The sequence below is a fragment of the Peptoniphilus lacrimalis DSM 7455 genome (assembly GCF_000378725.1).
Classification (GTDB): domain Bacteria; phylum Bacillota; class Clostridia; order Tissierellales; family Peptoniphilaceae; genus Peptoniphilus_A; species Peptoniphilus_A lacrimalis.
The window spans coordinates 17,276-28,618 of the sequence record NZ_KB900379.1 but is presented as its reverse complement, the minus strand read 5'-3'; the positions used below and the strand labels follow the sequence as shown (position 1 = coordinate 28,618).

Sequence of the window (11,343 nt, the reverse complement as noted above, 5' to 3'; positions counted from 1 at the left end):
TATTCCTACAGATATCATGGCTTTCCTTCTTTCTTTTTCTTTTGTAGTTTCTACCTGCACCATTACACTCTTTTTAGCTTGTGACACGGACGTTTTGCCCAACCTGCTTAACCGAATATGAATAATGAAGAGGTAGCTGACAGTTTTTTTGGCGGATGTTTCAACCCTAAAAGCACCTCGTCATACTACTTCTTCATTATACAAAAATAGTGCAAGATAGGTATTACTTCCTTTCTTACACTATTTATGGTACTAAAAAAGAACACCCTTATGCAAGAGTATTCTAGTATAAAATCTAATATGACAAAACTATATAAAATTAAAAGAAATTATAAAACATATATAGGTATAAATATAGAAAGATAAAATATATAATCATTGTAAATCTATTTTAATGTATTCTATTGTAATACTATTGTGTTTTATATATTGCTTTGTATAATAAGAAATATACTGCTAATAAAAGGCTCTATAATATCTGTTGGGGAGTAAAATCTCTAACAGATATTATGGAGTCAACTTTTCACACTACCCTAAAAAGCAAGCCGATTGATTACTCTCGGTTTGTTTTGCCATTTGCTAATTTAATTACTCAGATAAGCAAATAACCTGAAATTAATTTCAGGTTATACTTGACTTCTGTTAGCAGGTTTTCATGTGAAAAAAATTATCAAAATTACGCTAAATTAAATAATATAAGTTAATCCCCTAATCTTTTATGACGATTACATCTACTTATTTTTTATTATACTAACAACAACTAATATTGTACTTTATAATCTTAATCTAAAAATTTAATTAGTATATCCATACTTGCAATACAATGATTAGTTATAATATACTTTTCAAAATTATACATCCGTAGTTTTAAAATAATCATTTTAAACTACTTTAATTCAATAATTTTTGATACAATCTTTTCCGTCTCTTTACTTAAATTATGAGTTATCATAAGCACTGTTAACTCTTGATTCTCAAACAAATACTTTTCTATATATTTTGCATTATATTTATCTATATTACATAAGCCTTCGTCTATAATTAATACAGTCTCTTTATGATATAAAGCTCTTGCAATTGCTATTCTTTGAATTTCTCCTTTTGAGAACGATATATTATCACTATCTACTTCTGTATTTTCTTTAAGAGGTAATGATTCTATAACATTATGTAGTCTACTTATCTTTATAATTTCATTAAATAAGTTTTTATCATACTCTTTATTCAAAATAATATTATCTTTAATAGTTCCTAGAAACATATAAGGGTCCTGCGATATATATGAAATGCCCTTATCCAAGTTTAAATCTTTATAATCTATATCATCCCAAAAAATATCTCCTTTATAATTCTCTAAAGAACCAAAAATTATATTTAGTAAAGTTGTTTTCCCTACTCCACTTTTCCCAGAGATGATATACTTTCCACCTGCATTAAATATAATATCTGGAAATTTAATTTGTTCATTACCATAATTATAAGATAAATTTTTCAGTTTTATAGATTCTCTTAAAATTATCTTATCCTTTGGATTCGCTTTTTCCATTAGACTGTACTTCTTTAACAAAAAATTAGATGATATCGCTTCAGCATAACTCTCTCCAAATTCATCCAATGAATTAAATAATTGTCCAGATATACTCACAACTGAAATAATTGATCCTATAGACACTTTCCCTTCGTAAGATAAAATACCAGTTATTACTAATATAATAATCTGGCTAAATATATTCATAATGCTCACAATAAAATTAGACTTCGTTATGCATTTTGTCTGTTCAACTTTAGCTTTCTTAATTAAATCAGAATACTTCTCACTAATATTGTAAAGCATATTTTCTGCTCTAAAATGTTTTAACACTTTGCTTCCCTTTAGCCAAATTGTTATATTTCTTTGCAATGATTCATTAGCAAAAGAAACATCATCAGTAGTTTTTTTTATTCTATCTTCAAAAAGTTTAGGAATTTTTATCATAACAATACCTAAAATTGTTGCTACTATAAATATAATATAGTGGAATTTGATAAGTGCAAGCGTTACAAATATAATTGTACTTATTATAGAAAAAAATTTTAATAACGAACCAAGACTCTTCTCTATTAATAGAATATCAGTAGTCATCATATTTATATATTTAGAAAAATCAACAATACCTTCATTGTTATTTAGGTCATCACAAACTCTTCCTACACTTAGGGTTCGTAATTTTTTAGAAAGCAACTGTAAAAATATTTGTTCCTTTATGTTAGCGTAATTTCTGAAAAAAACTGATATTGTCCAAAAAAATGTAGCTATTATTAAATAATTAATGAAGGAGAGCACATTGCCCTCGATAAGTCTATCTACACTTGTAGCTAGCTGCAATGCAGCCACTATATCCATAGCTGGATATAGTATATATATAATTACCAAAAAAACAAACTTTTTTACCTCTATTTGCAATAAATCTGTAATTTTCATAATATTCAAGCCTTTTAAATTTGCCTATCCACCATTTTAGTTTTCTCTGTCTTCAACAAACAAACTATTACAGTAATAACAATACATATTATAATAAAAAATATATTTAAATATAGACACACTTTAATTGGAAGATTTGCTCCTATAGTAATTTCATTTATACTAAATTCCTTGGTAAATTTAACCAACATTATAGAAATTACCATAATTATCATAATATTGGCGGAAAAAATAGTAGCCAGAATTTCTACTAAATTTTCTAGAATTATTTCCCCTCTAGTAAAGCCCATTCTAAATAATAATTTAAAATCATCTTCTTTAAAAGAAATTAAAGATATTATATTTTGAGCAATAATTACCAACGCTAAAATCATACAAGGGAAATAAAGAAATTTTATTGTTGTAAATTCATGATCAGAAAAATTCTTTAAGTATTCGTTTACATCTTCTGAACCTGTCAAAACTCTTGAACTTGGTAAAATTTTTTTAACTTTCTTTTCTAATTCAGCCTTTCCAATGCTTGAGTTACTCATATATAACTTGTTATCAATCTTTTCAAGTCCTTGCAAGAATTCATTTGAATTATAGTCAATATATATTTTCGGCAATAACAGGTAAGGCACAGATTTAAAAACTGCTACCACATTATATGTCTTCTCTTCTCCATTATAATATGTAATTTTTATTTCATCTCCAAGTTCATAATCATTACTTGCACCAATCTTATTTTTAGATATATTATCTATACTTCCTGCCTCGAGGTCTAAATTAACCATAAGACTCTTATCATTGATGTAATTAACTCCTACATAATGATCATCTTCTGCAGCATCATAATAGCTTAAAGTGTTTGTAATTATTAAATCTTGTGTACCCTTAATCTCTAATAGCTTTTCTTGAGCATAAGCATCTATTTTTGTTGGATTTATAATGGCATATATCCCTTCTCCCATTTTCTTATTTTGAGCATTATACTCTCTATTCATCCTTACTACACTTGCCTCTGAAAAAAGTGCAAAAATCGAAGGTATTATAACTGCTAAAAGAATGGGTGTGGCAAGCGAAAGATTTTTTTGTGTATTCATTAAAACTCGACCTCTACAATAAGAAGCTAATGCCGAATTTTTTAACACCAAGACTTTTGCTATTAAACTAGAAAATTTCGGAATCAATATAGGGGCCACAATTATAACAAGAGCTATCGCTAAAGCTCCAACTCCTTGAATATCTATTATAGTCCCTGTTTCTACCGGCTTAATTAAAGTATAATATAGAAATATGAAAAATAATATTAAACCAATAATAGCTCTTAGAATAATATTTCTCTTGCTAAGAGTTGCTATCTCGTTTGATTTAATAAATAGATCTATAGGTCTTGTCTTTATAACATTTATGCTTGCTGTTAAACTTGCTATAATAACCATAACAAAAATAGCTAATAAACTTATTACGCTAGATTGTAATCCTGGTCTTAGATTAACCATTAAAAGACTATCATATCCTGGCTTGAAAATAAAATAAAAGAAAAACTTTACATAAGCTTTTATAAAAAATCTAGACAAAAATATTCCAAGAACCGAAGCTATAATATTTAAAATTAAAGTTCTAAATAAAAGAATTTCAATAATCTCTTTATTATTTAGACTATTAAGTTTTAAAAGAGCCCAATCTTTATCTTCCTGCTTTATTGAAAAATAAATTGTCCCTACTAAAAGTAAAAACCCAAAAAATAAAATCATTAAAAATTGAAGTTGAGATCCATTCACTAAGTCTCCAAGTATAAGATTATTTTTTTTTCTATTAAATGTAGAAAAAATTAAATCATTATTTGGGCTTAATGTAGCCAAATACCACGCAGATGTTAAACTTAGAGTTATAGAGATTAAGGTCATAGATAAAAACATCCATAAGTTAACTAGCTTATTTTTCCAAATCATCCTTATAGCAATTTTTACTTTCATCTTAATCTTTCCCTCCTAATTTCTTGTTTTCTTCAAGATCTGTAAAAATTTCTAAAATCTCTCCGATGCTTGGCTTATTAATTTCTTGACTAATCTGACCATCAAGCAAAAATAGTACTCTGTCCATTTGAATCGCTACGTTAGGGTCGTGTGTTACAACTATAGTGCTTGTACCTATATCATTCAGCTTCTTCATTTCCTCCAAAACATTGTAAGAAGAATTGGTATCCAGTGCCCCTGTAGGTTCGTCTGCAAAAATAAGGTCTGGTTTAAATAAAAGGGCCCTGGCTATGGCAACTTTTTGTCGTTGACCACCAGACAATTCTGCTGGATAATACTTCTCTTTACCACTTAAATTTAAAAGATCCAAAGTTTCTTCTAATTCTTTTATATTTAGTCTTTTTTTGATAAGACTATTTTTCAGCTCAATGTTTTCTTCTACATTTAAGACAGGAATTAAGTTAATATCTTGAAATATAAAGTCAAAATTTTTTCTATACAGTTTATTTAACTCTCTTGTGGAAAGCGACCTAATATCTTTGTTTAAAAATAAAATCTCCCCTCTACTAGCTCTTATCATACCGCATAAGCAATAAAGAAGTGTTGACTTTCCTGAACCAGAAGGTCCCATAATCGCTATTGACTCAGACTTTTTTAATGATAAAGATATATCTTTTAAAATATAGTTACTTCCATCAAAAGTATGGTAAAGGTTTTTTACTTTAATAACCTCCATAAAATCATCTCCAATTTTAAAGAAATAAGACCACCAAAATTATAATTAACTTAAAGGCGGTCTTATTATTTAATAGTTTCTCTCATTATTTAGGACTAACTTTAAGCAATTGCTATTTGGCTTATAGCATTGAAACTACTGTTTTAACCAGATTTTCTAGAAAGCACCTTGCTTGAGCTATCCTTTATTTCTTGTAATTTTAGTTTTGTATCCAATAGCCTATACTAAATGAACAACTATTTACAAGCGATGCTAATTGAACTTCTAGTGTTGCAACTATTGCTTTGACTAGATTTTCTAGAAACTACTTTGCTTTCGTTAGCCTTCATTTCTTGTAGTTTAAGTATTTTATTTGACATTGCATTTCACCTCCCATTATAACCACTTCTACTCAAAAATCTACTGCTTACATCCTTCATGAAACCATGGAGAATAGTCTAGCAATCCTATGTATTAAAATTAGGATTTTAAAGCATAGAATGTTAGAATTTATATTAAAACTCAAACTTCACATAAAAGCACATATATTACTTTCTTAGAAGCAACAGTTTTAATATCTCAATTAAATAAGCTGAAGCCAAGAGTCTCGTTCTTCAGTCAAAACATCATGAAGCACTAACAATAACCCAGCTCTTCCAGAAAAGACATCTTCTGATAGTTTGTAACAAAACTCCCCTGGAACCCATATATCATCATCTCGTTCTATTAAATATATGTTAAGCATATCTATAAATCTACTCAAATATAACTCTCTATCTTTTCCTTTCATATTAGCTATTAACTGTAATATCCCAGCAGCTCCTCTAAATAGCCCAATATTATAAAAACTTTTTGTTTCTGCTATCTTTTCAATTTCGCTTAATTGTATATCGTAATCAAAGCATCCTAAGTTTTTAAACTTTTGTATGCAGATTCCAATTCCTGCACTTCCACCTAGTAAATAAGGAGACAATATATTATCAAAATCAACATATAAACCATTATTATTATCTTGCTTACATTTACTTAAATCTTCTTCTATACACAATTTTGCAAAATCTATTATTTCAGGTGTTTTTTCTATTTCATATAGTTCTAAAAGTAAATACGATAAACCAGTCCAACCCGTAATTAAACCTATAGGAGAAAAATCTTCATTTAATGTGCCTTTATATTTTTTTTCGTGGAATTTTTTTAACAAACTATCTATTATATCTTTTGATAACCTAAGATACTTTTCATTTCTGGTTTTTTTATACATTCTTAAAAAGGAATATCCTATTCCTGACAATCCTGAAATCATAGATATATCATCATTTTTAATATATCTACAGACTTGTTCCTCAACTTCTTTTAACACATTTATGGCTTCTTCGTTATACCCTAAAGAATATAAAACAAGTGCAATCCCTGACTTCCCAGTAAAAAGACCACAATCATCAAAACTGCTAAAATCCGAATTATCCATAATCCATTTTTCAAACACCGACCTAACGTCCATGTACTTAGAAAGTGCATATATACAGCCATATGCTCCTGTTAAAACATTATGCATCCCAAGTTCATATTCAAATTGGCGTATATCGCCCTTAAAAATTCTATCTGAATTTAAATCAATATTGTTAACCATAGTATCTACAATTCTTTTAATATTATTTCTAATGTTTTCCATTCCAAGTTTATACGAATTTCTATGAAAGATACGCTTTTTATAAAATGTCAGAGCAGAGCATTTTAAACTTATCTCTTCTATAACATTAATTATATATTCCGATGCATTTTTGCCATACTGACTTTCAATATAGGAAATCTGTTTTCCAATATTCGACTTTTCTATAGCGTTAACAGATCCAATTGGCAAAAAACAATATAAAATTATGCTTATGAGCGAAATGTAATCACTCTCTTCTATATTTTTTACTGATGTATCCAAGAATCCAGGCGTACCTATGCTAACGATTCCTTTACAATTAAGGGCTCTTGCTGCCTCAAGATCAATCAATACTACGCTATTGTCTCTTTTTAATAGGACATTACTTGGCTGTAAATCTCCAAAACCTACACCTTTAGAATGGACACTATATATTATACTTTTGATCTTATTACAAATTCTCATTATATTCTCAACAAACGCTTCATTTTCATCAGCATTTGCTACAAAAGGATAATTGTTAGTAAGCCAATCAGTTAACGGAATCCCGTCAACAAACTCCTCTACTAAAAATGCACTTTCCCATTCATCAAAAACCTCAATCGGGTTAACTATTCCTTCAATATCTCTTAGTATATTTAAGTAATTATATTCATTATGAATCCTATTAAAAGCATCAACATCATTTCTATCGAGACCGGCTCCATGTCGCCCTTCTTTTAAAATTACTTTTTTTTCATCGCATATTTCCAAAGCTTTATATAAACCACCACCATTGCTAAAATGTATCGCTTCAGTTATATTATATTTGTTTAGATTCGTTAATAAACTGTCATCGATAATATAGTCTTTCTCAATATCAACTATATATTTAGGCTCTTTTATAAAATTTGGAATTTTATAATATGGACTTCTATCATCTTCAATTAAGTTACCACGCTCATCGTATATATAAAGTTTTGATTTATCGTCATCTTTTGAAATAGCTTTAAAACCGCCATACCTAAAATAAACATTTCCATCTCTCCATCGTTTGTCAGTTAGAATATAGGGCCCTCTTTCAAACTTTTTAGTCGCTTCATGAATGCTTTCTAAAGCTTCAATAAACAATTCTTCAGTGCAAGGATATACTGTAATAAATTTACCAGACGAGCTTCTATCAGCATATTTAGTATTTTTTAGTTTTAACTCAAACCTATCTTTCACATACTTAAATGATAAATTCTTTTTATAACAAACCTTAGAAACCTCGTTCAATATATCTTGTGCTTCATTAAGATTGCTAGATACATGTATCTTCCAACCTTGGTCAATCATTTCTTCATTCTTTATAAGTTTTATCATCCAATGATAATCAAAACTTATATATGTATCCCATTTATCTATATCATATTCGGGCAATACAAAAGGCTCTTCTGCTTTTTGTATTTTTGTGAAAAAATCACTAATATCGTGCATATAATCTAAATATCTAAAGTCCATGATATCCACAGTTACAACCCCTACCTTGTATTCAATTTTAATTACTGCTCTTTATTTTGATATTATTTTTTTAATACTTGTCAATAATTATTTTAAATTTTTTGAATATATATATCATTTGCTTTATGTCGTCTATCATTTTTCAATTTCCTATAATCAGCACCATAAATAACAATTATTAAGTTTTTAATTTCCCAACACGTCTTTAGTTAAACGTTCTTGAGTAATTTCCTCAACCCCTATAATTTTATTTTTTTCATCTCTACGGACAATCAAAAGTATTCCATCACCAGAATCATTATTTGAATAAACAAAACCAACATATCTACCATTCTTTTTTGCAACTTCTATAGGATCAAAAAAACCTTTTACTAGATTGCCATTATATGTTAATTTATCATTTGAATATTTAAGATTTGGAATATTAACCTCAGAAAAATATTGTTCAACATTTGCTGAATTTACTAGTGAGTTATTTTCAGGTGCTTTATTATTAATAAATATAAAAATCCCAACAAAAATCAATACACATACAATCATAATATAAAACAAATTTTTTTAGTCATCTTTATTTCTAATTAAAATTTCCATATATTACGCCCCCATTGTTCACTTTAATTATTATTGATATCTAATTACAAACTTTAATTTAGTAAAATTTTATTATACTTATCAATATATTACAGCTAACTTTTGTGAATATTTTTATTTTGTACATGATTTATATTTCTAAATATTGAAAATTGTAGCGCATATCCATTACATCATCTTATCCTATTTTTTCAATATAAATAAAGTTTTACCACAGCCCTTTATAATTTCTGAATCATGTGAAATAATGATAATAATACTTTTTTTCTTTTTTTCTTTAATTCTGATATTACTGTTTTTTTAGTCACTTCATCAAAAGCTGAAAAACACTCATCCAATAAAATTAGAGAATATTCGTTAAGTAATAACCTCGCTAGTTGTATTTTTTGTTGTTCTCCTTTAGACAGTGTATCTTTTGATAAAATAAAGAAGATTGAAACTGAAATGAAGAGTTTATCTCAAGATATGGAAAATATAAATACTATAAATAAGTATCGTGAAATATATAAATACCACAAGAAAAATCCTGAAGATAAGCAATTTGCAGAAGAATATTATAGCGAACTTTCCGTCTATAAAATAGCCGCTAAAGAAATCTTAGAAAACTATAAAAAGCTACCAAATACAAAAGAAATACTATCCAAACTTGATGAATTACAAGAAAAAAAGAATACCCTTATGCAAGAATATTCTTTGAATAAAGAACAATTATCTTATCTTGTTCAGTGTGAGAAAAATTATAAAAAATATTATGGGATAGATGTGGAAAGATAGAATATAACTTCTATAATGAGACTGTGTAAAATTTTATGTATAGAAACCTCCTGACTAGGGTAAAGAAAATCTAATCAGGAAGAATTTTTATGCCAAGGAAAAGACCATAAACAATGCCTAACAAAATATAAAAAATGTTAATCGAAAAATATCAACCAAAAATAGTCAAATCATCGTACTTAAATATAGATCTAGACATACCAAGAGATAGAGAAGGATCTTTTGAACCACAAGTATTAAAGAAATATACCCATAGGGCACAAGTGAAAAAGACATATCTAACGTAGAAAATCAGATAATATCAATGTATGCAAAAGGTATGACAACAAGAGATATATCAAGTCATATCAAAGATATCTATGGTTTCGGCATATCAGAATCAATGGTAAGTAAAATAACAAATAAAATACTACCAACCATAGAAGAATGGCAAAATAGACCATTAGAACGACTATACCCAATGGTATTCTTAGATGCTATACACTACCATGTAAGAGAAAACAATATAGTAGTAAAAAAAGCAGTCTATGTAGCTCTAGGATACAATTTAGAAGGATTTAAAGAAATACTAGGCATTGTGGGGTCGGCGAAAATGAATCAAGCAAATACTGGCTTTTAATCTTAAATCAATTAAAAGAAAGAGGACTAGAAGATGTATTCATATTCTCAACAGATAACCTACCAGGATTTAGCAAAGCAATAGAAGCAGTCTATCCGAAATCAGAAATACACCCAAAGGGCACAAGCAAAAATGTATAATACACCAAATAAGAAACTCCACAAAATATGTATCATACAAAGATATAAAAGAACTAATGAAAGACTTAAAAACAGTCTACAAAGCACCAACAGAAGAGCTTGCCCTAACTAATTTAGATATCTTTGAAGATAAATGGGTCAAAAAATATCCAATGTGTGTAAGCTCACGGAGGAACAACTGGGCAGAATTATCCACATATTTCAAATATCCAGAATGTATAAGGAAACTAATATACACAACAAATGCCATGGAAAACTTCAATAGACAGCTAAGGAAAGTTACAAAAAATAAGACCATATTTCCAAATGACTATGCACTACAAAAAAGCTTGTACCTTGCAATGGTAGATGCATCAAGCAAGCGGACATCAAGAATCCGTGGATGGGATCAAATATTATCTCAGCTAACAATATACTTTGAAGGCAGAATCTAATTTTCTGCCACAAAAAAAATAAAAAATTTGAGAATTCCGGTCAAGGGTAAAGGCTGCGCCTTGGTCTTCGACCAACCCTTGACAAAATCTTCAAATTTTTAAAAAGCAATTAGGCAGAAAAGGTAGATTTCAAAATCTTGACCTTTTAATTTCCTTGTGCCAAAATTAGCTTACAAAGATTCATAAAAGTTAATTTTTGAATATATTTAATTTTAAGATATTTTTCAACAAAAAAATATCAGCCACATCCTATCATGAGGGCTGATACACAAAACTTTTCACACTACCCCTGTAATAATTAATTATTAGGCGACCACAAGAGAACTTTTAGTTCTAATTGTATGTCTTGTCCATTGTAAGTTGGTAATACTAAATTAACATTTTAAATATCGTGTTTAGCTGCATTCTTAATTTTTTCATCTACATAAAAATCTTCCTAGTTGGTTTAGTTTTATTCAATCAGGAAGACTTTTCATATGCAAACATTTTGATAGTTTCATTTTAAATTTCCATAT

General features: G+C 28.2%; 7 protein-coding genes and 2 pseudogenes. 2 read left to right on the top strand and 7 right to left on the bottom strand.

Annotated features, from left to right (window positions below; genetic code table 11):
* Positions 1 to 886 precede the first annotated feature (886 nt).
* The 7 genes from F594_RS0108845 to F594_RS09920 all read right to left on the bottom strand — a co-directional run bounded on the left by F594_RS0108845 (position 887) and on the right by F594_RS09920 (position 9,244).
* Positions 887 to 2,461, bottom strand: a complete 1,575-nt coding sequence (locus tag F594_RS0108845) for an ATP-binding cassette domain-containing protein (RefSeq protein WP_019035334.1) — start codon at positions 2,459 to 2,461, stop codon at positions 887 to 889.
* A gap of 14 nt (positions 2,462 to 2,475) precedes the next feature.
* A complete protein-coding gene (locus F594_RS0108840; RefSeq protein ID WP_019035333.1) occupies positions 2,476 to 4,422 on the bottom strand; it encodes an FtsX-like permease family protein in 1,947 nt (648 codons plus the stop codon).
* Between the two features lies 1 nt (position 4,423).
* Positions 4,424 to 5,158 carry an ABC transporter ATP-binding protein gene (locus tag F594_RS0108835; RefSeq protein WP_019035332.1) on the bottom strand — a complete coding sequence of 245 codons (735 nt, stop codon included), beginning with the start codon at positions 5,156 to 5,158 and terminating at the stop codon, positions 4,424 to 4,426.
* A gap of 236 nt (positions 5,159 to 5,394) precedes the next feature.
* Positions 5,395 to 5,517: a class III lanthipeptide gene (locus F594_RS10065; RefSeq protein ID WP_199820644.1), complete on the bottom strand. Its 123-nt coding sequence runs from the start codon at positions 5,515 to 5,517 to the stop codon at positions 5,395 to 5,397.
* A 203-nt stretch (positions 5,518 to 5,720) separates the two neighbouring features.
* Positions 5,721 to 8,270: a class III lanthionine synthetase LanKC gene (gene lanKC, locus F594_RS0108825; RefSeq protein ID WP_233428300.1), complete on the bottom strand. Its 2,550-nt coding sequence runs from the start codon at positions 8,268 to 8,270 to the stop codon at positions 5,721 to 5,723.
* Between the two features lie 186 nt (positions 8,271 to 8,456).
* Complete coding sequence (locus F594_RS0108820; RefSeq protein WP_019035330.1) at positions 8,457 to 8,810, bottom strand: hypothetical protein; 354 nt, start codon at positions 8,808 to 8,810, stop codon at positions 8,457 to 8,459.
* A gap of 272 nt (positions 8,811 to 9,082) precedes the next feature.
* Entirely contained in the window at positions 9,083 to 9,244 is a 162-nt protein-coding gene (locus F594_RS09920) for a hypothetical protein (protein ID WP_233428299.1), read from the bottom strand.
* A 34-nt stretch (positions 9,245 to 9,278) separates the two neighbouring features.
* Between F594_RS09920 and F594_RS0108815 the strand changes: the two are divergent.
* Together F594_RS0108815 and F594_RS10075 are read left to right on the top strand one after the other, a co-directional pair.
* Positions 9,279 to 9,635, top strand: a pseudogene (locus F594_RS0108815) (relaxase/mobilization nuclease domain-containing protein); the annotation flags it as partial.
* A gap of 158 nt (positions 9,636 to 9,793) precedes the next feature.
* A pseudogene (locus F594_RS10075) lies at positions 9,794 to 10,828 on the top strand (IS256 family transposase); the annotation flags it as partial.
* Positions 10,829 to 11,343 lie beyond the last annotated feature (515 nt).